16 protein-coding genes are annotated in these 25,302 nt (G+C 72.5%); 3 read left to right on the plus strand and 13 right to left on the minus strand.

The annotated features are described in order from the left end of the window. Window positions 1-45: 45 nt before the first annotated feature. From Q5425_RS25125 to Q5425_RS25180, 12 genes are all read right to left on the minus strand, one after another. Window positions 46-5,100, minus strand: a complete 5,055-nt coding sequence (locus Q5425_RS25125) for an RHS repeat-associated core domain-containing protein (protein WP_308674762.1) — start codon at window positions 5,098-5,100, stop codon at window positions 46-48. Beyond that, window positions 5,094-5,645 carry a YbaB/EbfC family nucleoid-associated protein gene (locus Q5425_RS25130; RefSeq protein WP_308674763.1) on the minus strand — a complete coding sequence of 184 codons (552 nt, stop codon included), beginning with the start codon at window positions 5,643-5,645 and terminating at the stop codon, window positions 5,094-5,096. The genes Q5425_RS25125 and Q5425_RS25130 overlap by 7 nt, the downstream gene beginning before the upstream one ends. Then, entirely contained in the window at window positions 5,642-5,986 is a 345-nt protein-coding gene (locus Q5425_RS25135; protein WP_308674764.1) for a type VII secretion target, read from the minus strand. Before Q5425_RS25135 ends, Q5425_RS25130 begins: the two co-directional genes overlap by 4 nt. A gap of 4 nt (window positions 5,987-5,990) precedes the next feature. Next, window positions 5,991-7,988 (minus strand): hypothetical protein, encoded by a 1,998-nt coding sequence (locus tag Q5425_RS25140; protein ID WP_308674765.1) that lies wholly within the window; start codon window positions 7,986-7,988, stop codon window positions 5,991-5,993. 8 nt (window positions 7,989-7,996) lie between these two features. Beyond that, the gene (locus Q5425_RS25145; protein WP_308674766.1) at window positions 7,997-8,464 is read right to left on the minus strand and encodes a hypothetical protein; all 468 of its coding nucleotides are present in this window, start codon (window positions 8,462-8,464) and stop codon (window positions 7,997-7,999) included. A gap of 20 nt (window positions 8,465-8,484) precedes the next feature. Continuing rightward, a complete protein-coding gene (locus tag Q5425_RS25150) occupies window positions 8,485-9,327 on the minus strand; it encodes an ESX secretion-associated protein EspG (protein ID WP_308674767.1) in 843 nt (280 codons plus the stop codon). 652 nt (window positions 9,328-9,979) lie between these two features. Then, window positions 9,980-11,209 (minus strand): DUF222 domain-containing protein, encoded by a 1,230-nt coding sequence (locus Q5425_RS25155; protein ID WP_308674768.1) that lies wholly within the window; start codon window positions 11,207-11,209, stop codon window positions 9,980-9,982. Between the two features lie 95 nt (window positions 11,210-11,304). Next, on the minus strand, window positions 11,305-11,910 hold the full coding sequence (locus Q5425_RS25160; RefSeq protein ID WP_308674850.1) for a flavin reductase: 606 nt from the start codon (window positions 11,908-11,910) through the stop codon (window positions 11,305-11,307). A gap of 151 nt (window positions 11,911-12,061) precedes the next feature. After that, entirely contained in the window at window positions 12,062-12,877 is an 816-nt protein-coding gene (locus Q5425_RS25165) for a xanthine dehydrogenase family protein subunit M (RefSeq protein ID WP_308674769.1), read from the minus strand. Then, window positions 12,874-13,344: a 2Fe-2S iron-sulfur cluster-binding protein gene (locus tag Q5425_RS25170; protein ID WP_308674770.1), complete on the minus strand. Its 471-nt coding sequence runs from the start codon at window positions 13,342-13,344 to the stop codon at window positions 12,874-12,876. Before Q5425_RS25170 ends, Q5425_RS25165 begins: the two co-directional genes overlap by 4 nt. After that, window positions 13,341-15,605, minus strand: coding sequence for a xanthine dehydrogenase family protein molybdopterin-binding subunit (locus tag Q5425_RS25175; RefSeq protein WP_308674771.1), 2,265 nt, complete (start codon window positions 15,603-15,605; stop codon window positions 13,341-13,343). Before Q5425_RS25175 ends, Q5425_RS25170 begins: the two co-directional genes overlap by 4 nt. Before the next feature lie 30 nt (window positions 15,606-15,635). Beyond that, window positions 15,636-16,391, minus strand: a complete 756-nt coding sequence (locus Q5425_RS25180) for a sulfite exporter TauE/SafE family protein (protein ID WP_308674772.1) — start codon at window positions 16,389-16,391, stop codon at window positions 15,636-15,638. Window positions 16,392-16,728: 337 nt separating this feature from the next. On the opposite strand from Q5425_RS25180, the gene Q5425_RS25185 reads away from it, so the two are divergent. Next, window positions 16,729-19,758, plus strand: coding sequence for a discoidin domain-containing protein (locus Q5425_RS25185; RefSeq protein ID WP_308674773.1), 3,030 nt, complete (start codon window positions 16,729-16,731; stop codon window positions 19,756-19,758). Window positions 19,759-19,840: 82 nt separating this feature from the next. After that, window positions 19,841-20,899, plus strand: a complete 1,059-nt coding sequence (locus Q5425_RS25190; RefSeq protein WP_308674774.1) for a LacI family DNA-binding transcriptional regulator — start codon at window positions 19,841-19,843, stop codon at window positions 20,897-20,899. Here the strand turns inward: Q5425_RS25190 and Q5425_RS25195 are convergent. Further along, window positions 20,890-22,596, minus strand: a complete 1,707-nt coding sequence (locus Q5425_RS25195) for a discoidin domain-containing protein (protein WP_308674775.1) — start codon at window positions 22,594-22,596, stop codon at window positions 20,890-20,892. The genes Q5425_RS25190 and Q5425_RS25195 overlap by 10 nt on opposite strands. 463 nt (window positions 22,597-23,059) lie before the next feature. Here Q5425_RS25195 and Q5425_RS25200 point away from each other — a divergent pair, with 463 nt between their 5' ends. Then, a complete protein-coding gene (locus Q5425_RS25200) occupies window positions 23,060-25,273 on the plus strand; it encodes a discoidin domain-containing protein (RefSeq protein ID WP_308674776.1) in 2,214 nt (737 codons plus the stop codon). Window positions 25,274-25,302: the final 29 nt, after the last annotated feature.

A 25,302-nucleotide genomic window follows, 5' to 3' on the forward strand; every position in this document is an offset into this window, starting at 1 on the left:
CCGAACGGACTGCTCGGGGGTCGCGACGCGGGCAATCCGAGGTGGTCAGTCGAGGTTCATCGGGCTGCCCGGCTTGATCGGGGGCAGCTGCGGCGGATCGAAGTCGCCTCGTTCCAGCCGCGCCCAGTCTTCCGGCGTGGGGTCCGGGTAGTACCGCTGCCAGGCGTCGTCGCCGGGCCAGTTGCCGGTGCGCGCCGCGTTGCGGGCTTCGTGCAGTTCGAAGGCGTCGGCGTCGGACAGCGGGCGGGTCGTCACGTGCCCGGTTCCCGGTACCGCCGCGCCCCCGTCCGGCACGGCCGCGCCCGGCGGCGGGTTGTACCGCATCCCTTCGCCGCCGGCGTGGACGTCGTTCACCATCCGGTGGTACGAGTCGTCGGCCATGTCCATCCGGTTCCGGATCACCGGATCGGCGTGGTTGCCCTGGAAGCCCGGCTGGTGCGCGTACCCGAGCTGGTTGAGCTGCACCGCGGTGTTGGGGTCGTTGTTCTCGATCGCGGCCCGCTGGTCACGCCGGTAGGTCGGCGCGTTCCAGCCCGAATCGTGGGTGGCGTGGCTGGTGCCGGTGCCCGGGTGGTTGCGGTGGGCACCGTGTTCCTCGTAGTACGCCCACGCGTTGTTCTCGAGGTCCCGGCCCTCCTTGCGGGGCACCTTGCCGGGGGCGCCGTTGTCGTTCAGCACGTCGAAGCCCGCGGTGTGCTCGGACTGGTGGGTCTTGTTGCCGTCGATCTTGGAACCGAACTTGTCCTCGAGCCGCTTGCGCTCGAAGTCCTTGTCGCCGTAGGTGCCTTCCGGGTACTTGTGCGCCCGGCGCTTGCCCTTGTTCGGGGCCGAGTTCGGCTTGCTGTACGGGTGGAAGCGGTCCGGCTTCTTGCCGCCGCCGCCACCGCCGCCCGAGCCCGACGCGGCGCACGGGGTCACCTTCCCCAGGCCGAGCGGGTCGATCGACGCCGTCGGGTTGCCGACGTAGGCCAGCGAGTCCGGGTCCGGGGCCAGCCCGAGCGGGTCGTGCGAGACGAACCGCCCGGTCTCGGGGTCGTAGTAGCGGTGCAGGTTGTAGTGCAGCCCGGTCTCCGCGTCGTGGTACTGGCCGGGGAACCGCAGCGGCGTGCCCGCGTGGCCGCCTGCGGAGACCAGCGCGCCCCACAGGGCCGTGTGCTGGTGCCCGGCCAGGGCGCCGGTTTCGTCCAGCAGTTCCGCCGGCGAGCCGACGAGGTCGGTCAGCACGGCGTGGAACCGGTCGGTGCCGTCGCCGAGCACGCGTTCGGTCTGCGCGAGCGGGCGCTCGGCGTCCGGCGCCCAGTCCCAGACGGTGGCCACGAGCGGCCCGCCGGGAACGCCGTGGACCTGTTCGGCGAGCAGGGTGCCGTCCCAGGAGAACTCGACCTGCTCGGCGACGACGCCGGCCGCGTCCAGCCGCTGCTTGGCGATCCGGCGGCCCACGGCGTCGTACCGGTACTGCCAGATCACCCCCTCGGGCGTGCGGACGGCGGTGAGCCGGTTTTCCGCGCTCCAGCGGTACTCCCAGCGCCGGCCGCCCCGCTCCCGCGACACGACGCGGCCTTCGGCGTCGTGGGTGTAGCGGGTCGCGCCGGCCGCGGTGAGCAGCGTGCCCCGGTAGCTGCGCGGGCCGCTCGCCTCCGGCGCGCCCGGCCAGTCGGCCGTGGTGATCGCGCCCGCCGGGTCGTAGCCGTAGCTCTCCTGCCAGCGGGCGCCGCGGACGGCCAGCACCCGGCCGGCCGGACCGACCTCGAGGCTGCGGGGCCCGGAGATCAGGTCGGTGACCGTGGCCAGGTACCCGTCGGGCAGGTAGCCGTATTCGCGGCGCTGCACGGTGGCCTCGCCCCGCCGCACGGTCTGGACCGCGAGCTGGCCGGCCGGTGTCCACGCCTGGTGGAGCTCGGCGGCCACGCCGTACCGGGTGACCAGCCGGCGCGCGGTCTCGTGGCCGGCGGCGTCGTAGCCGAACTGCAGCGTGCGCCCGCCGGTGGCCAGGGACGTGGCGCGGCCGCGGGCGTCGTAGGCGAACACCGCTTCCGCGCCGGTCGGGGTGCGCCGGTGGGTCCGGCGGCCGAGCGCGTCGTAGGCCGACAGCACGGCCCGGCCGTTCACCGACTCGCTGACCACCCGGCCCAGCGCGTCGTAGGCGAACCGGAGCTCGCTGTGCGCGTTGCGGGCCAGGACGACGCGGTCGGCCGCGTCGTAGGCGAATTCGGCGACCTCGTCGCCGCTGCGGCGCCGGACCACCCGCCCGAGGGCGTCCCGCTCGAGCGCGATCGACTGCCCCGCGCCGTTGCCGCGCAGGACCAGCCGGCCCGCGGCGTCGTAGGCGTAGTCCAGGGACCGGCCGTTGTAGTCGACCTCGCGGACGAGCCGGCCCGCCGGGTCGTACTCGTAGCGCCAGACCAGCCCGGCCTCGTTGGTGACCGACGTCAGCCGCAGCTCGGTGTCGTAGCCGTAGCGCAGGACGCCGCCGTCCGGGCGCTGCTCGCTGACCGGCAGGTCGAACTGGGCGTAGGCGATCCGGCTGACGCCGCCGCGCGGGTCGGTCCGCTCGTCGGTGTGGCCCACCGCCGTCGAACCGAAGCGGTGCACGGCGCCGTCCGGGTCCACCTGCTCGACCAGGTCACCGGCCGCGTTGTGGACGGTGCGCGTCGTCGCGCCGGTGGGATCGGTGACGCTCGCGAGCCGGCCGAGGGAGTCGTAGGTGTAGCGGGTCACCGCACCGTCCGGCGCGGTGATCGCGACCGGCAGCCCGGCCGCGTTCGCCTCGAACCGGGTGACGCCGCCGAGGGCGTCGGTCACCGTGGCCATCGCGCCGGTGGCCTCGTCGTAGGTGTAGCTCGTCGCGGCGCCGGTCGGGTCGATGTCGCGGACCAGGCGGCCGCGCTCGTCGTGCTCGTAGCGCCAGACGGCGCCGTCGGGCCCGGTGACCGAGGCGGGGCGGCCACCCTCGTCGTACTCGGTGACCATCCGGGTGCCGTCGGCGCGGACCACCGTGGTCACGTTGCCCGCCCCGTCGCGCTCCCAGCGGGTGACGTTCCCGAGCTCGTCGGTGCGCGCGATCTCCCGGCCGAAGCGGTCCAGTTCGGTGCTGGTGGTGCCGCCGAGCGCGTCGGTCCGGCCGATCACCCGCAGCCGCTCGTCGAGGCGGTAGCGGGTGACGGCGCCCAGCGAGTCGGTGACCGTGGTCAGCCCGGGCTCGTAGGACAGGGTGGCGTCGAGGTAGCCCTCGGCGCCACGGGCCTGCACGCACCGGCCTTCGGAGTCGTAGGAGTAGCCGTACCAGCGGCCGTTGACGTCCTCCCAGCGGACGATCCGGCCGTCGGCGTCGTACCGGAACCGTTGCGGGGTCCCGGCCGCGTCGGTGACCTCGACCAGCCGCCGGCGCTCGTCGTAGCGGTATTCGGCCAGCGGCACGGGCTCCCCCGCCACGCGCACGGCGGTGATCAGCCCGCCGGCCGAGTCGAGCTCGAGGTGGTACCCGCCGGAGTGCTCGATCGCCACGGGCACGCCGTCGCGGTGCCGGACGACGATCCGGTTGCCCGCGCCGTCGACGAGCGCCCGCAGCGGCAGGGTGGTCTCCCCCGGCTTGGCGGCGAAGTAGCGCATCCGGTCGTGCTGCGGGGCACCGACGACGAAGCCGTGGCGCACCCGGCGCAGCGCCAGGTACGGGCCGTGCTCGGGCAGCACCGGCTCGATGCCGCGGGGCACCGGGTAGCGCAGGATCGTCCCGTCGGCCAGGGCGAGGTGCAGGCCGTCCGGCTCCACCTCGATCCGTTCGTCCACTGTGGACGTCCAAGTGGGACCGAAGCTGCGGCCCGCGCGGTAGCTCGACAGGTGCGTCCGGCCGAACTCCAGCGGCAGCGCACCGGGCAGCTCGATGTCCGTCTGCTCGAGCAGCACGGCGCCGGTGGCGACGTCGATCGGGTCGCCGCACAGCGACCGGTCGGCGGCGGGGGTCGTGTGCTCGTCCGGTTTGGGGTTGCTGTCCTTGAGCTTCGGCGGGGTGTCCGGCCCCTTGCCCGCCCCGGACGGCTTGGTGCCGCCGTCCGGGCCCCTCGACGCCGGAGGCGGCGTCGGGTCCGGGGACTTCGGGGTCTCGTCCGGCCCCTTCGAGGCGGGTGGCGGGTCCGCCTTCGGCGGCGTGTCCGGGCCGCCCTTGGCCCCGGAGGGCGTGGTGTTGCCGTCGCCGTGCGCGCCCGACGGGGTCGTGTTGCCGTCGCCGCCCTTCGGCGGCGGGTCGGTCTTCGGCGGGGGTGCGTCCGGACCGCCCTTGCCCTTCGGGCCGCCGATGTCCTTGGGGTTGCCCTTGATGTCGGTGTGCTTCGGCGGCGGCGCGGCCTTGCCCGGCTTGATGTTCTTCAACGCCTTCGCCGCGTCCGCGAACAGATCACCCGCCCGCTTCAGCAACGGCACCAGCGCCTTGAGCGCGGTGACGAGCCGCTTGACCAGATCCGCGATCTTCGACGCCGTCTTCGCCACCGCGGCGATCACCTGCGGCACCACCCACGTCAACCCGATCCCGAGGGTGAACACCACCTGCAACGCCCAGCTGATCAAATGCCCGACCAGCTCCGCGATGATGTCCCGCACCAACGCCCGCACCGCCGCGACAACCTCACCCGCGGTTTTCACCCCGCTCGAGGCGCCTTCACAGCCCTTCTGCGCGGTTTCCAGCAGTGTGACGGTGTCCTGCGCCCGCTGACGGTAAGTGTCCGCGGCGACGCCGGTCCAGGACGCGGTGTCGGCTTTGACCATTCCGGTCAGGTCTTGGCCGATGCTGCCCAGTTCCGTCGCGACGTTCTTCCACGTCTCCGACTGCGCCGCGATCTCATCCGCGTTGCCGGTCAACCCGTTGAGCGCCTCTTTCAGCGGGCCGACGTGCTCGATCAGCCAGCCGACCCCGGCCGCCAGGATCGCCCCGAAGGGGTCCATCGCCATCGAAAGAGCGTCCAACGCGGTCCCGACCGCGCCGAGCGCGACCGAAGCCCAATCCCCGCTCTCGATCGCCGACTTCAGATCGTTCGCCGACTCCAGCAGCGAAATCCCCGAATACGCCTTTGTGGAATCCTTCGTCTCCGCGACCAGCGGATTCACCACGGGTTGTTGTCCTCATCGTCGGGGGTGGCGGGCCGCCGCGGGGGCGGCGAGGCCTGGGGGGCCGAGGGGGCGGGCGGGACCGCCGCGCCCCCGGCCGGGGACGGCGGCACCGGACCCGGCGGGGCGGGCGGCTGCTCGTCCGGTTCGTCCGGGTCGGGGAACCGGCCGCGCAGGGAGTCGAGCAGCGCGCCGCGGGTCTCGCGGTCCTCGTCGCCCAGCTGCTCGGCCATCACCCCGGCGACCCGGTCGGCGATGCCGGACTGCGCCCGGCGCATCGTCGTCAGGATCTGCCGCGACAGCTCGTCGAGGGGGAACGACTTGACCTTGTTCGAAAACGTCAGGTCGGTGACGGTGCCGTCGGCGCCGACGGTCACGCTGACCGCGCCGTCGGAGCTGGTCGCGGTCAGCCGCAGCCGTTCGGTCTGCTCCTGCGCGGCCTGGTACCGCTGCGCCTTCGCCGCGAACCCGGCCGCCCAGTCGTCCATCCGGCGGATCGTCTCGTCGGGGTCCCGCATCAGGTCCCCCAGCCCGTTCGGACCCGTCATGCCGTCGTCCTCGCTTCCACCGAGCGCGGCGAAGCCGTGAGCTGACGCTCGAACGGCTGCGCGTTGCCCTCTTCACCGTCGCGGTAGGACTGCGCGGCCGTCCGGACGTTGTCGGCCAGCCCGCGCACGCCTTCGGCCGACGCCGTCAGCGCTTCCTTCGCCTTTTCGCCGGTCGGGCGGATGATCGGGGGGAGGAACGCGCACAGCAGCCCGTAGGCGTGGTCCGACATCGCCGAATCGGCCGCCGAGCTCGCCGTGGAGAGCCGGTCCACCAGGCTTTCGACGTGGCTCGCGTGCGCGACCAGGTCGTCCGGTTCGACCTCGAAGCCGGCGGCCGTCATGCCTTCACTTCCAATCCTGGTTCTTCCAGTCGCCGATCACCGGGGGCGCGACCGCCTGTTCACCCGCGAAGAAGTTCGGGTCGTCGCTCTCGAGGTAGTCGGCCGCCTTGTGTTCCTTGTCGTCTTCCTTCTTGCCGCCGCGGGCACCGGCGCCCATGCCGCCCATGCCCGGTGTCCCCGCGGCACCGGCCGTGCCCCGGCCCGACATCGCGTTGCGCGCGGCCGCCGCTTCGGCTTCCGCGGCCGCGCCGGAGGCGGCCCCGCCGCTCAGGTTGCCCGCGCCGCGCAGGCCCGCGCCGCCCGCGCCGGCACCACCGGCACCGGCACCACCGGCACCGGAGCCGCCGACACCGGAGCCGCCGATCCCGCCCAGGGAACCGCCGCCACCGCCACCGCCGCCGGGGATGCCGCCGAGCCGGCTGGCGATGCTCTCGCCGTTGATCCCGCCGCCGCGGCCGATGGTCGGCAGCTTCGCGCCGCCGGGGGTGTTGAGCCCGCCGGTGCCGGTGGGCAGCCCGGTGATCGGGTCGATACCGGGCGGGGTGAACCCGGGGATCGGGCTGCCGCCGCGGCCGCCGCCCCCGCTGTTCGGGATGTCCGGGATGGGGATGTTCGGCGGCGTGTAGCCGCTGCCGCCGGGGGCCCCGCCGCCCGGGATGCCGGACGGTGAGAAGCCGGAGGACGTCGTCGAGTCGTCGAAGTGCGGCATCGACGAGCCGGGGATGCCGGCCCCGCTGAAGTTGCCGCCGGCCGGCGTGTCGGGGACGTCGAAGCTCGGCGGGGTGAAGCCCGCGCCGCCCGCGCCCGCACCGCCGCTGCCGGGGATGCCGCTACCGGAGAAGCCACTGCCCGGGATACCACTGCCCGGGATACCACTGCCCGGGCCACCACTGCCGGGGATGCCACTGCCGCTGCCGGGGCTGCCGCTGCCGGAAAAGCCGGAGCCGCCGGCGCCCGAGCCGTCGCCGGAGATGCCGGGACCGCCCGCACCACCGGCGCCGGCGCCGCCCAGGGCCGCGGCGTTGGCGTCGACCGGGGTCTGCGGGGTCACGCCGTCCATCGCGGTCCGCGCCATCAGCGGCTGCGCGTCTCCACCCGCCCCGGCGCCGCCTCGCGCGACCACGTTCTGCCTGGTCGCCGTGGCGGTCGGCAGCTTCGGCGGGGCCGGGAACCGCGGGGTGGCGACCGCGCCGCCGATGGTCTCGTCGTACTGGGTCATGATCTGCGCGGCGTGCTCCCGCGCGGCCTGCTGGGCCCGGTAGGTCTGCATGGCTTCGCCCGCGGCCGCCGCGTACTGCACCGGGTCGGTCATCGACATCAGGCGCTGGTTGGTCGACTGCAGGTCGAACTGCACCGGCGGGTTCGCGGCCATCTGCCGCTGGGTCTCGTTGAGCGCCTGGGAGTGGATCTCCTGCTGCCGCCCGGCGAGCGTCGCGCCCTGCGCGGTCGCGCCGAGCCACTTGCCGACGCCGGCGAGGTGCTCGCGGACGGCGTCACCGGCGTCGCCCTCCCAGTTGGCGGTGCTCGCGCTGATCGCGCCGGCGACGGCCTTCTGGTGTGTGCCCAGCTCGTTGCCGACGCGCACCCACTCTTCCGAAGTTTCCGCGACGGTCGCCGAGTTGGCGTCCTGCGTGATGGCTTCGTTCATCTGCTCGTGGCTGGCGTTGGCCCACAACGTGCGCGGCGCCCCGCCGGTCTCGCGCATGGCGAGGCCCTCGTCGAGGCCGTGCTTGGCGTCGGCGAGGTGCTGCTCGTAGAGGTCCTGGATCTTCCGGTCGCGCAGTACCGGGTCGACGACCGGGCCGAGCCAGCCGCGCCGGATCTCGTCGTCGACCTGCCGGGCGGCCATCTCCCGGATCTGGTCGCCCGAGGGCGACTTGTCCGTGGTCAGCGGCCCGACGTAGTACTTGGACGACGAATCGGCGGTCACGTCGTAGAGCGGACTGCGCGGGTCGTAGTCCGGGGACGACGGGTCCGAGACGGACTCGGCGGTGGGTGCCACGGTCTCCCTCAGCTCTGGTCGGCGGCCGGGAGCGAGGTCAGCGTCGCGCGCGTGTCCTCTTCCCGGGACTTGTAGTTCTTCTTCGCCAGCTTGATGGCCTCGATGTAGGTCGGGAACTCCTGCCGCGCGGCCTGCAGCTGCGTGAGCAGGCCCTGGTCGTCGGCGGCGGTGCTGACCATGTGCGCGGAGACCCACTGGCCGGTGGCGGTCCGGCTCATCGCCGGCGCGTCGTGCAGCCGCTGCAGGGTGGCCCACCGCGCTTCGAGGGACTCGAGGACGCCTTCGAGCGCCTCGATCAGCTGGTTGCCCGTGGTGTCGTCCACCGCGAAGCCGCCGCTCTGGGCGAGCCGCTTCAGCTGGGCGCCCGCGAGGCCGACCCGGACCGCGGCCAGCGCCTTCTGCGCGGGCTCGGTCGCGGTCTGCGCCTGCGACGCCGCCTGGAGGGCCTCGGCGGCCACCGCCGCGTCGTCGGTCATCAGGAGTGTTTCCTTCCCGGTCAGTAGACGGCGGCGATCGCGTCGCGGATCGCGCGGGCGAGGTCGGCGCGGCCGGCCGGCACGTATTCCGCCGTCAGCTCGCCGGACTCCCCGGTCCTGGTGTGCACCAGGTAGCGCCCGTCGGCGGTGTCGAGCCAGCTCAGCGGTTCCCCGGCGAGCCGTTCCCCCCGCCGCCCCTGTGCGCTGACGGCGATGTGCCCGCCCCCGAGCCGCGGTTCGGCCAGCACCCGTTCGAGCACGGCGACATCCGAGGGTTTGGGCGCGGGCGGCCGCCGCCCGGGCCGCACGACGGCTTTGACCTCGATCATCCCGAAGGCGTCGGTCTCTTCTTCGTCGAATTCGGCATCGGCGATCCGTTTCGCGGTCATGGCGGAGACTTCCCGCCCGGCGGCGCGGTGCACGACGTGCCTGCCGGTGGTGGCGGCGGGAGCCGGCGGCAGGACACCGGTGACGACCTCGACGAGCTCCTCGTCCGCGAACAGCGAGAACAGCAGTTCATCGCTGTCCGGCGCCTGGGTGACGCCGAGAGCTTGAGCCCCGTCGCTGACGACGAGAACGGCAACATCGGCCCCGAGCCCATCGATCCCGCTGACGGCAACGGAGACCCGAGGTTCGGCCAGCAGCTCGAAGGCGGCCCGCACCCCGGGGTGCAGCTCACCGGCGACCGAGAGCCGCCGTTCCTCAAGCGCGTCGTAGACCTGCCGCGCAACCCGCACGAACCGGACGGGATCGGCAGGCAGGTTCCCGGCCCGCAAGGGGTACCGCCGGACATCGCCCCCGGTAGCCCGCCCGACGACGAGCGCTTCGAAGACCTCGAGGACGAACTCGAACCGCTCCGCCATTTCCCCTCGCCGGATCCTTTTCGTCAAACCTTCAAGCAAGTTCCCTGATGAACATTAGCAGTGCCGCGGGGAGGGGCGTCGGCACCGCCTCCCGGATGCCCGAAAGACCACGACCCCCTGCACCGCAGGGGCAAACTCCCTCGTTGGGGCGCCTTCTCACCTGGTCGAGTGATCGACGCCCGTGTGGTTGGCCACACTGGGCGATGGGGGGTGGGTTCGGGTGCGGGCGGTTTGTCGGAGCTTGAGGTTGGCCGCCACTCGCTCGGTTGGGGTGGCGGAGGGGTTGCGCCGGATTCCGCGGCCGAGGTTGCGACCGCGCGATCCCGGCGACTGCGACGGCTGCGGCGTGGCGGCGCAGTGCGCTGGCGTGGGTAGGACGGCGCAATTGCGGCAGCGGGATGGCGAGGACAACGCGCGCCGGCGGTCGCTGCGGCTGCGGGTAGCAGCAGCACCCTGGCACAGCGATGGTGGCGCGGCAGAAGCCGCAGAGGTAGCGGCTGTTGTGAACCGTGGCGCCGATGGCGATCGCGATGACAGTAGCGGTGGCGTGTCCGCGACGGTGGCTTGGAAGCAGCCCGCCAAGCCGGCGGGCCCTGCGCCTGGTGGCGTGGGTGTAGGCCCGTAGCCGTGTGGCTGCGGGCCGTTCCCGTGTTCAGGCTGCGAATGGGAGTGGTTCGTGGAGGTTGTTGCGTCGGGGTTTTCGTCGTTTGTCGATGAAGGTTGGTGGGAGGAACTCGGGGAGGCCGTCGGGGGCGATGCGGACTTCCCAGCCGGAGCGGTGCATCAGCCGGTGGTGGTGGGCGCAGAGCAGGACCAGGTTGTTCAGGTCGGTGGGGCCGCCGTCGGCCCAGTGCCGGATGTGGTGCCCCTGGCAGTGCCGGGGTGGGCGGTGGCAGCCGGGGAAGGTGCAGCCACGGTCACGGAGGAAGAGAGCCCGGCGCAGACCGGCGGAAATCAGGCGGCGCAGGCGGCCGAGGTTGAGGGGCTCGCTCTTCTCCCCCAACACAGCCGGGATGATCATGCTGTCGCAGGCATGCACCCGAGCCTCAGCGGCCGTCATCTCCCCGGTATCGCCCAGGGTCGCGCGGCCAACACCCGACCGCAGGTCCTCCAACGACACCGCGACCATCACGTGAGCGCGTTCACCGGCCTGAATCGGCAGGTCCGAAGAGTTCAGCGCCAGGTCGAGAGCATCGGAGAAGGCATCCCCATAACGCTGGGGCAACGTACGGAAGTCGGGGCCCTCGTCGGCGGTGCGGCACTCGGCGAGGGCGTCGAGCAGGGCGCTGGCGCGGGTGCCGGTTTCGTCGTCGAACGTCCCGTTCAACTCCCACATACCGGTTCTCTTACGGCGCAGAAACAGCTCACGAGCCGGAACGACCGGTTCGACGGCGTCGGGTTCCCGACCATCAGGATCCAAGTGAGCCAGGATCCGGGCACCAAGGGCCGCGACCTGCTTATGCCCAGCCTCCTCGGCAAAGGCCAGCAAGTTCTCCTCGGCACTGTCCCGGTGCTCGACGGGAACGCGGGTCAGGACATCAACGATCGTGTCGATCATCGGATTGCTCAACCGGCCCGCACGGGCGGCAGCACCGGTCGCGGGAGCCACGGCAGGAATGGAACTGCCATCAAGGGTCCGACCAGCATTAAGGGCACGGGCCCGTTTCACCGTGCGTTCCGCAGCCTGCTTCGGCACATCCCCAAGATGCTCCAGCAAACGAGCAGCCGACCGGTAACCGAAGAGTTCCATGACACCCCGCTGCTCGATCTCCACCAGCAGAGCACCGAGCGAAGCCTCAGCCGACCGCATACACGCAAGCAACTCACCGACACGGTCGGCCAAAGCCACCGCATCGGGGTGCTGGATCGCGTCACTCGACATAAACCAAGAATATCAACAAACAAGAAGAACCGAATCACACGATCAGGCAGTAAGTGTCCGCACCCCAGAACAGCAGAGACACGAAGCAACAACAGTCAAACCCGCCGAGCCCGGTCAATATCCGCCCCCCGGTAAAGCCGCTCAGGAATTCTAGACAAAGTAGAAGAACAAACCTGCGAACCCAATCCATAAAACTTCTGAAAACTCATGATAAGCGGCCGCCAGGCATCGGGATCGATCCGATCGTCACTCCCCGCCAACCGGATGGATTCATGCACAAAAACCCGCTGCACCCGCACCTCGAAGGCGACAACACCTCCATCATCCCCCACCGGATGCACGGCCTCGACGACAACCTCCATCGCCACCGGGCACTCCCCCACCCGCGGCGGCCCCACCGTCTCCGACGCCACCGCCGTGAACCCGGCCCGCGCGAACTTGTCCGCAACATGGAAATACCCACGCTCCTGCTTCCCCACCGGCACCGGGTCGGAGCCCGTCGTCAGCGCCAGCCGGTCGACGGCCGGAGCCAACGCATCCGAGGGCAGGTTCAAGACACCTTCGCGCGTGCGCATCAAGTTCTGCGCGGTCTTCGACCGCACCCCGAGCCCGAGCACAGCGCGCCACCCGAGCCAGAATGCGGAGGACATCGGGGCCAGGTTGGCCGAATCGTCTTCGTTGGTCGTGGAAATCAGGACCACCGGGGTACCGAAATACAGGATACCCGGCTCGATGGCCGTGTGCGCAGCGGTTTTCACGCCACCGATCCTGCCGTCCACACGGGACTGCCCGCTGGCGGGAATCGGTCATGGTGATCACGGGGCGGCACCGGGCGGGTGCCGCCCCGTCCGGTCAGGTCCGCGCCGCCTGCGTCAACGCCCGCCGGGTCAGCACCCGGGCCAGGTGGCGGCGGTACTCCGCCGTTGCGTGGGGCTCGTCCGGGGGGTTCGTGCCCTCCGCCGCCAGGGCCGCCGCGTCCTCGATCGACGCTCCCGCGGCCAGGGCCTGCTCCGTGGCCGTGGCCCGGAGGGGGACGCCGCCCATGTTCACCAGGCCGACGCGGCCGCCGGCGACCGTCACCCCGACCATCGCCCAGTCGATCGCGCGGCGGGTGAACTTCTCGAAGCCCCAGCCGGCGCCGCTCTGGCGGGGGAGGCGGACCTCGATCAGCAGCTCGTCCGGCTCCAGCGGGGTGGTGAACGGCCCGAGGAAGAACTCCGCCGCCGGGATCCGGCGCTCCCCCGCCGGGCCGCGGGCCACCAGGACCGCGTCCGACGCGAGGATCGCCGCGGGCAGGTCCGCCGCGGAATCCGCGTGCGCCAGTGATCCGCCGATCGTGCCGCGGTGGCGGACCTGGCGGTCGCCCACCTCGCCGGACACGTGCGCCAGCAGCGGCGCGTGCTCCAGCAGCACCGGGTCCCGCACCAGCGCGCTGTACCGGGACAGCGCGCCGATGACGACCTCGTCACCGTCCAGGCGGACGTACCGCAGCTCGTCGACCGGCCCGATGTCGATCAGGTACTCCGGCGCGGCGAGCCGCAGCTTCATCAGCGGCAGCAGCGAATGCCCGCCCGCGAGCACCTTCGCGTCGTCACCGTGCGAGGCGAGCAAGGCCAGCGCCTCGTCCACTGTGGACGCACGCTCGTACCGGAAGGAAGCGGGGATCACCGGTCCACCTCCTGTCCCGACGCGTCGATCACGGCGCTGACGATGTTGTGGTAGCCCGTGCAGCGGCACAGGTTGCCTTCGAGCCCGGCGCGGACCTCGTCGCGGGTCGGCTTCGGGTTGTCGGCCAGCAGCGACACCGACGCCATGATCATCCCCGGGGTGCAGAACCCGCACTGCAGGCCGTGCTGCTCCCGGAACGCCCGCTGCACCGGGTGCAGCGAACCGTCCGGAGAGGACAGTCCTTCGACGGTGGTGACGGCGTGGCCGTCGGCCTGGGCGGCCAGCACCGTGCACGACTTCACGGACTCGCCGTCGAGCAGCACCGTGCAGGCGCCGCAGGACGTCGTGTCGCAGCCGATGTTCGTGGCGGTGAGCCCGGCGGTGTCGCGCAGGAAGTGCACCAGCAGCGTCCGGTCCGGCACCTCCTCGGTCACCGGCCGTCCGTTGACCTCGATCGAGACCTTCACTGCGCGCTTCCCTTCCGAGCTTCTTCCAGTGCGGCCCAGACCCGGATCGGGGTCGTGGGCATGTCCAGGTGCTTGACGCCGCGCTCGGCCAGCGCGTCGACCACGGCGTTGTGGACCGCCGGGGTCGAGCCGATCGTCGCCGCCTCGCCGATCCCCTTGACCCCCAGCAGGTTCCGGTCGGTCGGGGTGGTCATGTCGACCAGCTCGAAGTCCGGCAGCTCGACGGCGGTGACGAAGGAGTAGTCCGCCAGCGTCGCGGTCGTCGGGTTGCCGTCGTCGTCGTAGGTCACGACCTCCATCAGGGCCTGGGCGGCGCCCTGGCCGAGCCCGCCGTGGCGCTGCCCGCGGAAGGTCAGCGGGTTGACGATCGGGCCGGCGTCGTCCACGGCGACGATCCGGCGCAGCTCGACCTTGCCGGTCTCGGTGTCGACCTCGACCACCGCGAGGTGCGCGCCGAACGGGAACGTCGGCTTGCCGCCGCCGAACCAGACGTCGGCGGAGATCTTGCCGCCGCCGGCCCGCTCGGCGACCTGCGCCCAGCTGAGCACGGTGCTCGACGGCGCGCCGCGGACCTGCCAGACCCCGCGTCCGGCGTCGAGTTCGAGGTCGTCCGGCGCCGCTTCCAGCAGCTCCGCCGCCAGCTCACGGGCCTGCGCGACCACTTCGTCGGCCGCCTGCCGGATCGCCGAGCCGCCCAGCTGCAGCGACCGGGAGCCGAACGTGCCGACCGCCTGCGGCACCTCGTCGGTGTCGCCGTGGCGGACGGTGATCTTCTCCAGCGGCACGCCGAGCCGGTCGGACAGGAGCATGGCCAGCGTCGTGCCGAGCCCCTGCCCGTGCGGCGAGCTGCCGGTCCAGGCGACGACCGAGCCGTCGGGGTGGACGTCGACGCGGCCGCTTTCACCGCTGCCGTCGCCGCCGGTGATCTCGACGTAGGCGGCGATCCCGAGGCCGAGTTCGACCGGGTCGCCTGCCTCGCGCCGCCGCCGCTGTTCGGCCCGCAGTTCCGCGTACCCGGCGGTGTCCAGGGCCTTGTCCAGCGCCGCCGCGTACTCCCCCGTGTCGTAGGACGCGCCGGTCGGTGTCTGGTACGGGAATTCGTCGGGCCGGATGAAGTTGGCCCGGCGGACCTCGGCCGGGTCCATCCCGATCTCCGCGGCGAAGCGGTCCATCGCCCGTTCGACGGCGGCCGTCGCCTCCGGGCGGCCGGCCCCGCGGTAGGCGCCGACCGGCGTGGTGGTGGTGACGACGGCGCGGCTGCGCGTCTCGACCCGGGGGAACCGGTAGACGCCGACGGCCATCAGCTCGGTCAGCGTCGGCAGCAGCAGCATCCGCGGGTACGCGCCGGAATCCTGCACGACGTCGAGGCGGTACGCGAGAACGGTCCCGTCGCGCTTCCCGCCGATGGTCACGGTGTTCTGCTGCGCGCGGCCGTGCGTCATCGCCGTGAGGTTCTCGCTGCGCGACTCGACCCAGCGCACGCCCCGCCCGAGCCGCCGGGCGGCCCAGCCGAGCACGATCGCCTCGGGGTCCCCGCCGATCTTCGCGCCGAACCCGCCGCCGACGTCGGGCGCGATCACCCGCACCGATTCCTCGCCGACCCCGAGGCTCGCGGCCAGCTGCCCGCGGGCCATCTGGGCGTTCTGCGTCGACAGCCAGGCCGTCAGCCGCCCGTCCTCGCCCCAGACGCAGGCGGCGCCGCGCACTTCGAGGGGCGCGGGCGCGACGCGCTGGTTGAGGATGGCCTGGGTGACGACGACGTCGCAGTCTTCGAAGATGGCGTCGTCGAACTCCGCCGCGCCGTTGACCTGCACGACGTTGCTGCCGTGCTCCGGGAACAGCAGCGTCTCGCCCGCCAGGGCCGCGTCGACCGTCGCGACGGCCGCCAGCGGCTCGTAGTCGACGTCGACCAGCTCGGCCGCGTCGGCCAGCTGGTAGCGCTCCTCGGTGACGACGAGCGCGACGGGCTCGCCGACGTAGCGCACCACCTCGCCGGCCAGCCACGGTTCCGGCACCGGCCCCGACGGGTGCGGTGGCAGCCCGAGGTCCGCGGCGGTGAACACGCCGAGCACCCCCGGCGCCTCCTTCGCCGCGCTCACGTCGATGCCGCTGATCCGCGCGTGCGCGATCGGACTGCGCACGAACACCGCGTGCGCGGCCCCGGAAAGCGCTTCCGCCCGCAGGTCGTCCACGTAGGTGCCGCCCGCGGTGATCAGGTTGCGATCCTCTTGGCGGACCACCCTGGTCCCGACAATGCTCATCTGGTCTCCTGCTCGCCGATACCCCGCCGATCATGCCCTCAGGCCGAGGACGACCGCCAGGGCCAGTCCGCCGATGCCGATCCCGATCCGCAACGGCGTCGCCGGCAACCGGCGCACGAGGACGGATCCGAGCCACGAGCCGCCGAGCGAGCCGAGGCAGACGGCGGCCGCGGCCGGCCACACCACCTTGCCGGTGACCGAAAAGACGATCGCGGCGAGCAGGTTCGCCGAGCCGGTGACCAGGTTCTTCGCCGCGTTCGTCCGCGCCAGCGGCTGGCTCCACACCGTGACCAGCAGCGCGAGCATCAGCACGCCCGCGGCGGCGCCGAAGTAGCCGCCGTAGACGCCGATCAGGAACGCGACCGCCCCGGTCGCCGGGCGGAGACCTTGGTGCTCCGCGCCTTCGCCCAGCCGGCGCAGGCGGGGACCGGCCAGCAGCACCAGCGACGCCCCGCCGATCAGCCACGGCACGATGACGGTGAAGGCGCCGGACGGCGTCACCAGCAGCACGAAGCCGCCGCACGCGCCGCCGACGGTGGTGACGAGGCAGAGCGGGACGAGCCGGCGCCACTGCCCCGCCAGTTCGGGCCGGGCACCGGCGGCGGCACCCGCGGTGGTGCCCAGCATGGCGACGGTGTTGGTGACGTTGGCGGTCACCGGCGGCAGGCCCGCGGCGAGCAGCGCGGGGTAGGACACCAGCGACGCGAGCCCGGCGGTCGCCCCGGTCAGGCCGGCACCGACCCCGGCCAGCACGAGCAGGAGCAGCACCCACGGGTCGGTGATCACCGGGTCATCCCACCACGGCACCGCGGGTGCCGATCCGGGGCGGCGCGGTTCGGATGAGGAGGTGACACCCACCCGGAACGGAAGGGCACCGGCGGCGACTGGGGGCATCCGCTACCAGGACGACGTCATGGCCCCGCCGGTCATCGGCAGTGCGTCGCCGGTGCGGGGACCCGCACGCCGCCGGATTGGTCGATCGTGACCGCCGGGTATAGGGTGTTATACGAATCACTTCCGGGGTTGTCCAAAACCGGACGGGATCCGGCGCCGGGCTTGCCCGGAGGGAGGACGGCGTCCCAGAATCCGCGCTGACAAGGTTGTCAGCGAACGGAGGCCGGGCATGGGCGAGCTGGACCGGCGGCGAGCGCTCCGCCTGCTGGGCGCGGGCGGGGCGGCGGCCGCACTGGCCTCCGGCCTGCTGCCGGGCCCGGCCCGAGCGGCGGCAGGCGGCGCCCCGCCCGATCCGGTCGCCGCGACGTACCTGCGTGTCCTGCTGCGGCACACGCGCTGGGCCGAGCAGCAGTTCGACCCGGCCGCCGGGACCTACCCGGCCCGGGACTTCACCTTCGCCGTTGTGCTCGGCAACGCCGTCCTGCTCACCCGCGACGGTTACGACGCCACGATCGCCGGCGTCGGCCGCGAGACCCTCCGCGCGCACACCTTAGCCACGATCCGGCGCTTCGCCGCGTCGAACCGGCTGGCCGGCGGGACCGAGTGGGGCCGGAAGCTGTTCTTCGACACCACCTTCCAGTCCTACTTCGTGCTCGCCGCGCGTCTCTTGTGGACGGACCTCGACGAGCCGACCCGGCAGAACGTCGAGCGCATCACCGCCGGGCAGGCCGCCCACACCACGTCGCTCGGCACCGGCGACGACCCGGACTCGGGCAGCTGGACCCCGCACGGCCTGCTCGGCGGCCACGTCGGCGACACCAAGCTCGAGGAGATGGGCGTCTACGCCCAATCTCTCGCGCCCGCGCTCGCGTGGGCCCCCGCCGACCCGCGGGCGGGCGAGTGGCGGGCGGCCTTCGGCGCGTGGAGCCGCAACGAGGCCGGACTGCCCGCCGCCGACCTGGCCAACCCGCGGCTCGTCGACGGCCGTCCGATCAGCGCGAACACCGCCACGAACCTCTACGACACCTTCCTCGTCGAGAACCACGGCTCGTTCGGCCCGCACTACCAGGAAGAGCTCTGGCGCACCTCCGGCCGCAACGCGATGCACTTCCTCGCCGCCGGCACGCCGCTGCCGGAGGTGCTCACCGCGCAGCCGAACGGCGAACTGCTCTGGCGCACCATGGTGCTGATGACCAGCGACGCCGGCGAGCCGCTGATGCCGATGGTCGCCGACCGCGAGCACCTCTACGGCCGCGACGTCATCCCGCTGGCCTTCCGCGCCCAGGTGCTCGGCGACCGCCACGCCGCCCGCGCCGAGGCCGACCTCGCCGCCCGCCTCGAGCCCTACCAGGCCTACGCGCCGGCCGACCGGATCACGAAGTTCTCCGGCGAACCGAAGTACGAGCCGGAGGCCCGCGCCGAACTCGCCATCAGCTACCTGCTGCACGAGTGGCGCGCCGCGCACGGCGGCCCGGTCGTCCCGGTGACCGGGCGCGAGTTCGACGCCCACGCCGCCGGGGTCGCCGACTTCGGCCCCGGCCCGGGCCTGCTCGCCCACCGCTCCCCCGCCGCCTGGGCCGGCACGGTCAGCAAGCCCGGCTTCGTCAAGTTCGCCTGGCAGCCGCAGCACGACGACTGGCTCTTCGTGCTCGGCGGCGCCAACCCGATGCTGCTCCCCACCACGAACTTCGCGGTGCTGGAACGGCACGCCAGTACCTGCACGAAGGTCCGCGACGGCTTCGACGGCACGGTCGGCGTCCTGCGCTTCGACACCGGCTACGCCGCGCTCGCCACCCTGCCCACCGGTGCCGCTGTCTACGCGAGCAGCGGCGTCGCCGCGGGCGAAGGCGTGCTGAACGTCCACAACCTCACGATGCCCGGCGTGCCCGGCCTCGACGGCGACCGCACCTACACCGCCGCCGAAGGGACCGTGACGGTGAAAGCGGGCACCGCACCGACCGGCGCCCGGACCGACGAGCTGACCTTCGCCCCGGTCACCGCGCGGCACGTCCGCATGCTCGGCGTCGAGCCGGACCCGCAGTACGGCTACTCGCTCTGGGCGTTCGAGGTCCGCGACGGCGACGGACCGGACCTCGCGCGGGCCGGGACCGCGTCGGCTTCTTCGGCGTCGCCGGGCAGGGAGGCGAAGTACGCCATCGACGGCGACGCGACGACCAGGTGGGCAGTGTCCACATCGGACCGGACCCGGGCGGACAGCCGGCTGGCGGCCGACCTCGGCGCGCCCAGGACGTTCGACCGCGTGCGGCTGAGCTGGGAGGCGGCCGCCGGCCGGAAGTACCGGATCGAAACCTCGCCCGACGGCCTGACCTGGACACCGGTGGCGACCTACCCGGTGCCCGCCCTGCGGACCACCGGCGGCCGGCTGGACGTCGACGGGCGCGCCGGGATCGTCGTCTCCGGGCCGAATCCGATCACGGTCGCCGGCGACCGCGTCACACTCTCGGACGGCCCGGCCGCACCGCTGCTCGCCGAGCTGTACCCCAGGCCGGCCGGCGCGCGGCCGTCCGGGCGCCTCACCACCACCGCGCCCGCGGTGCAGGCGAGCGTCACCGACGGCTTCCTGGTGCTGGTCAACCTCAGCGACGCCACGGTGCACGGCACCGTGACCCTGCCGGGAGAAACCCGGCTGTACCGCGGTGAGCAGATCGTCACCCGGACCGGCACGGAACTCTCCTACGCGCTGGCTCCGGCGGAAGGCCGCATCGAACCGCCGCGGTTCACCGTGCGGGGGCCGGCCGGGATGAAAGCCGTCGTCCGCGACGCGAGCCGGGTGGAGCTCACCGCCCCGGCCGGGTGGCTGCCGGTGCTCGCCACCGTGACGCCGACCGGTGGCCGCGCGCGGCCTGTGCTGCTGCCGCCGCGGCGGACCGTACCGGTCGTCTTCGGCGAACTCCGCCCGTACCCGCTGACCGACCGCGCCCTCGGCGGAACCACTTTCCCCACCGAGCCCCGGCCACCGGGCATGTCCAGCCCGGCCGCGGCCGTCGACGACGACCCGGCGACGGCGTGGCGGCCGGGCCCGGACGGCCGGATGGTCGTCGATCTCGGCGCGGTGACCGAGGTTTCCGCGGTCGAACTGGCCTGGACCCGCGGACGCGTCCCCGTCGCCACCGTCGAAACCAGCCTCGACGGCGTCACCTACACGACGGCGGACACCGGGCCGGCCCGGTACGTCGCCGTCCGCACGGACTGGCGGCCCGGTGACGCGAGCCTCACGCGACTGTCCGTCCGCACTTGATCGATCTCGCACCGGCCACGACGGGCCCGCGGGCGAGTACCTTGGCACCACAGGGCTTGCCACCCCCCGATCGGGAGGACGGATGCGCGTCACGATCGCCGAGGTCGCCCGCCGGGCGCGGGTGAGCAAGACGACCGTGTCGAGGGTGCTCAACAACAAGGCCGACGTTGATGCGGCGACCGCGATCCGGGTGCGCGAGGTGATCGCCGCGACCGGGTACATCCCCAGCGCCGGCGCGGTCGGGCTGGCCCGCGGCGTGACGCGGACGGTCGGGATGCTGGTGCCCGGGCTGACCTGGCCGTGGATGGGCGAGGTGCTGCAGGGCGTCGCCGACGTCGTGGAGTCGAAGGGGTACGGCCTGCTGCTGTCCACCGCCAACCGCGGCGCCGATTCGCTCGGCGAGTTCTCCCGGCAGGTGTCGGCGAAGGCGTTCGACGGCCTGCTGCTGGTGGAACCGCCGGACGCGGTGCGGCACCTGCGCGTGCTGCACGACTCGGGCCTGCCGGTGGTGGTGATCGACGACCGCGGCCGCCGTCCGGCGTTCCCGTCGGTCGGCACGGACAACCGGCAGGGTGGCGCGGCCGCGGCCCGCCACCTCCTGGACACCGGCCGCACGCGGCTCGCCACCGTCACCGGGCCCCGCGACTTCGGCTGCACCGCCGACCGCCTCAACGGCTTCAACGAGGTCGTCCTCGACGCGGGCCGGACCCTCGACCCGCGACTGATCATCGAAGGCGACTTCACGAGCGAAAGCGGCGAAGCGGCGATCCTGCAGCTGCTCGAAACCGGTCCGGAGTTCGACGCGGTCTTCGCGCACAACGACCTGACGGCGGCGGGTGTGCTGGCCGGGCTGCGCAAGTCCGGCCGGGCGGTGCCGGGGGACGTCGCCGTGGTCGGCTTCGACGACATCCCCCTGGCCGCGCACACCCAGCCGCCGCTCACCACGATCCGCCAGCCGCTGCGGCAGATGGGCGAGACGGCGGCCGGGCTGCTGCTCGACCGGCTGGCCGGCGCGCCGTCCCCGGAGGGCCCGCTGATCGTCCCGACGGCGCTGGTGGTCCGGGAATCGACTCAGGCCACCGTCAGCACCCCCGAGAGCGGGACGGTGCGCGAGCCGTCAACGGCGCCGCCTCACTGGTAGACCCGCACGTAGTCGATCACCATGTCCTGCGGCAGGACGGTCCCCGCGCCCGGCGGACCGGGGAAGTCGCCGCCGATGGCGTTGTTGAGGATCAGGAAGAACGGGTGGTCGTAGACCCACGGCCCGCGCGTGCTCTCGACGGTGTCGCGGTTGATCGTCTGGAACGCGGTGCCGTCCACGGAGAACGTCATGTGGTTCGCGTCCCAGTCGAGGCCGAAGCGGTGGAAGCCCGCGGAGACGTCCTGGCCGAGGTCGTAGGGGCCGCCGACGCCGCCCGCACCGTTGTAGGCCGGGGCGTGGAGCGTCGAGTAGGCGAGGTTCGGCGCCTTGCCGACGTGCTCCATGATGTCGATCTCGCCGCAGTTCGGCCACGGCGTGCCGCTGAAGAAGTTGGCGCCCAGCAGCCAGAACGCGGGCCACAGCCCCTGTGTGCCGGACACCTTGATGTTCGCCTCGACGTGGCCGTAGGTGAAGCTGAACTTGCCCGCGGTGTTGATCCGGCCGGAGGTGTACTGGCAGGTGCCGCTGCCGCTGATCGGGTCGACCGGGCACGCGCTGCCCGGGGTCGCTTCGCGGCGGACCTGGATGACGAGGTTGCCGCGGCCGTCCTGCTTGGCGTTGTTGTTGTTCGTGTAGTACTCGAGCTCGTTGTTGACGCCGGGACCGGTCTCGGCGGTCCACTTGCTCGCGTCCGGGTTGGCGCCCGCGGCGCCGTTGAACTCGTCGCTCCAGACCAGCGTGCCCGGGAAGTGCGGGGCCGGCGGTGCGGGCGGCGGCGGCGTCGGGTTGCCGCCGGTGCCGTAGACGTCGAAGCCCCACAGCGAGTAGCCGTAGCCGTTGGAGCGGGCGGTGCCGTACATCCGGACGTACCGGCCCGAGCCGTTGACGGTCAGCGTCTCCTTGAAGCCCTTGCCCGTGGTGGTCGAGTAGAGCGTCGTCCAGTTCGTGTTGTCGTTCGACACCTGGAGCTGGTAGGCGACGGCGTAGGCCGGGTCCCACTGCAGGATGACCCGGTGGACCGCGGCGGGCGCGCCGAGGTCGACGGTGAGCCAGCCCGGGTCGACCCAGCCGGTGGTCGCGCTGGTCGCCCAGCGCGTGGCCGGGTCATGGTCGAACGCCTTGGCCGGGAGGCAGCCGGGGCAGGCGCCGTCGTCCTGGGAGGAGGACGCCGTGCCGGGCTTGCCGTACGAAAGCAGGACGTCGCCGGGCTGGGTCGTGCCGCCCCCGCCGTAGACCTGGAACTCCCAGAGCGAGTAGCCGTACTGCGTGGCGCGCTGGGTGCCGGTCAGCCGGACGTACCGGCCGCTGCCGGTGACGTTCAGCGTCTGGGTGCCGCCGGTCGCGGTGGTGGTCGAGTACAGCGTGCTCCACGTGGCGCCGTCCGCGGACGCCTGGATCGTGAAGGCCTTGGCGTAGGCGGCTTCCCAGGTCAGGACGACTTGCGAGAGCTGCTGGGCCGAGCCCAGGTCCACCTGCAGGGTCTGGGGGTCGCCGAAGGCGCTGGACCAGCGTGTGCCGGCGTCGCCGTCGACGGCCGCCGACGCCGGGAAGGCGGCGGATTCGGCCGAGGACGCCGTCACCGGGCGGCCTTGGGAGAGCAGGACGGGTGCGGCTTGGGCGACCGGTGCGGGGAGCAGGGCGGCCAGGGTCAGGGCGAGGACGGCGAGAACCCGGGTTCTCGGCATGCGGCGTTGCATGGGCACCTCCACGGCGAACCGGCACCGGGGCGGCCTTGCCCCGGCGCTGATCGGCTCACGTGGTCGTCGGCGCGGGTGTGGGTCCCGGCCGGCGGCACGCTCTTACTTCAGGATATAAATAAAGAGCCGTAAAATGTCAACGGCCCTGCGCCGGACGGTCGCGGACTGGTCCGGGCGAGGAGAATCCGCGCCGGATCCTTGACTCCGCCGAACCCGGCACTGTTAACTGCGATCTCACCGACGGAACCGGTTCCGTGACCGCCACCGGGACAGTTCCGCCGCGACACACACCCTTCGGGCTGACTGGTTCGCGCTCCTCGCACCACCCGGTACCGCTCCTCCGGCTCACGGCGCCGGGCGGGTGCCCGGACGCGAACCCGCCGCACCACCCGACGCCGGCGCGAGCTGTGGGGCTCGCCCGGTCCGTTTTGCACGTCCTCCCCCTCGAGCAGCAGGCAGGCCGATGAGATCAACGACGTTCTCCCCCGTACACCGCCTCCTCGTCATCGCCACCACCTTCGTCACCGCGGTCACCACCGCGGCGGTGGTCGGCTCCGCACCGGCCCAAGCCGCCGCGTGCGGCAGCACCAACCTCGCGCAGGGCCGTCCCGCGACCGCGTCGTCGACCGAAAACGGCGGGACACCCGCCTCCGCCGCGGTCGACGGCAACACCGGGACGCGCTGGTCCAGCGCGTTCGGCGACCCGCAGTGGCTGCAGGTGGACCTCGGTTCCGCGCAGCAGCTCTGCGACGTGGTGCTCAGCTGGGAAGCCGCGTACGCCACGGCGTTCAGCGTGCAGCTGTCCGCCGACGCGAACAGCTGGAGCACGGCGTACTCGACCACCACCGGCACCGGCGGCACACAGTCGCTGGCCCTCACCGGCACCGCGCGCTACCTGCGGGTCCACGGCACCCAGCGGGCGACCGGCTACGGCTACTCGCTCTGGGAAGTGGCCGTGCACGGCACCGGCGGCGGGACGACCATCCCGCCGACCGACCCGCGCAACCCGGACCTCGGGCCGAACGTGTCGGTGTTCGACCCCTCGACCCCGGCCGCGACGATCCAGAACCGGCTGACGCAGCTCGCCGGCCAGCAGCACACCAACCAGTTCGGCAATGAGCGCTACGCCGTGCTGTTCAAGCCGGGCACCTACAACGCCGACGTCAACCTCGGCTTCTACGAGCAGGTCGCCGGGCTCGGCCTCTCCCCCGACGACGTCAACCTCAACGGCCACGTCCGCGTCGAAGCGGACTGGCTGCAGCAGGGCGACAACCCGAACAACAAGGGCAACGCGACGCAGAACTTCTGGCGGTCGGCCGAGAACCTCTCGGTGACCCTGCCGGCCGGGCAGGTCGAGCGGTGGGCCGTCGCGCAGGCCGCGCCCTACCGCCGGATGCACCTGCGCGGCAGCCAGATCCAGCTGTGGAACGGCGGCGACGGCTGGGCCAGCGGCGGCCTGATCGCCGACAGCAAGATCGACGGCGTCGCCGTGTCCGGTTCGCAGCAGCAGTTCCTCACCCGCAACAGCGAGCTCGGCGGCTGGCAGGGCGGCGTGTGGAACATGGTGTTCGTCGGCTCGACCGGCACCCCGCCGGCGTCGTTCCCGAACCCGCCGGAGACCGTGGTCGGCCAGACCCCGGTGATCCGCGAGAAGCCGTTCCTCTACGTCGACGGCTCCGGCAGCTACAACGTGTTCGTCCCGGCCTTGCGGCAGAATTCCACGGGCACCAGCTGGGGCCACGGAGCGCCGGCCGGGCAGTCGATCTCGCTCAGCGAGTTCTACGTCGCCAAGCCGTCCGACTCGGCCGCGACGCTCAACGCCGCACTGGCCGCGGGCAAGAACCTCCTGGTCACGCCGGGCGTGTACCACCTCGACCAGTCACTGAACATCACGCGCCCGGACACCGTGGTGCTCGGGCTCGGCCTGGCGACGCTGATGCCCACCAACGGGACCGCGGCGATCACGACGTCCGATGTGGACGGTGTGAAGATCGCCGGGCTGCTGATCGACGCGGGCGCGGTGAACTCGCCGGTGCTGCTGCAGGTCGGCCAGCCGGGGTCGAACGCGAACCACGCCGGTAACCCGACGTCGCTGCACGACGTGTTCTTCCGGATCGGCGGCGCGGCGGTCGGGCGGGCGACCCAGACGCTGGTGGTCAACTCGAACAACGTCATCGGCGACCACATGTGGCTGTGGCGCGGCGACCACTCCTACGGGGTCGGCTGGAACGTCAACACCGCGGCGAACGGACTCGTCGTCAACGGCGCGAACGTGACGATGTACGGCCTGTTCGTCGAGCACTACCAGCAGTACGAAGTGCTGTGGAACGGCAACGGCGGGCGGACGTACTTCTTCCAGAACGAAATGCCGTACGACCCGCCGGACCAGGCGTCCTGGTCCAGCGGCGGCGGACGGCAGGGCTGGGCGGCGTACAAGGTGGCCGACTCGGTGACCAGCCACGAAGGCTGGGGGCTGGGCAGCTACTGCTTCTTCAACACGAATCCGTCCATTGTGGCCAGTCACTCGTTCGAGGTCCCGAACAACGGCGGCGTCCGGCTCCACAACCTGGTCTCGGTGTCGCTCGGCGGAGTCGGCACGATCGCCCACGTGGTCAACGACACAGGCGACCCGGCCAACACAACCCACCAGGTAAGCCCCCTCCTCAACTACCCGTAACCGCAGCTTTCACGTGAAAGCTATCCGGA

The sequence above is a fragment of the Amycolatopsis sp. A133 genome (genome assembly GCF_031082405.1).
Classification (GTDB): domain Bacteria; phylum Actinomycetota; class Actinomycetes; order Mycobacteriales; family Pseudonocardiaceae; genus Amycolatopsis.